At 37.2% G+C, this 441-nt stretch carries 1 pseudogene; it reads right to left on the bottom strand.

The features are described from left to right. Positions 1 to 441, bottom strand: a pseudogene (locus MPC4_RS02970) (YgiQ family radical SAM protein); the annotation flags it as partial.

Here is a 441-nt window from a genome sequence, read left to right as displayed (position 1 = left end):
CACCATGACGTTGAACCAAAGCACGTGCATTTCCCGGGTTGGTTTCAAGATGTAAAATACGGTTTGCATGTGTATAAAGTACTTGATCATTTGCCACTTCTTCAAAAGAAGGTAAACGAATTACAGCCAATTCTCGCGGAGGTAACTTGTGTTTAATCGCTTTTGACTGAGCAGGCTTTAGCTGAACAATCTGAGTATTTTCATCAAGTTGGTCGCATTCACGTACAATCGGATTTGCAACAATTTCTTTTTGAAAACCTTGATATTGAGCTAGTGTGTTGCCTTTATCTTTCTCAATTTCACAACCATCAATATCTTCAGTCATGACATATGGGTTAATAATTGGGTCAACACGCCCAATCGTATCTACATCATTACTGGCAATTTCAACAAATTTTGCTTTAGCCGCTTTGTTATGTTTATTAATAATAAATGCTGTAC

Origin of the sequence: Methylocella tundrae (genome assembly GCF_901905185.1) — a bacterium.
GTDB classification, from domain to species: Bacteria; Pseudomonadota; Alphaproteobacteria; order Rhizobiales; family Beijerinckiaceae; genus Methylocapsa; species Methylocapsa tundrae.
This window is presented reverse-complemented; position numbering and strand designations above follow the sequence as displayed.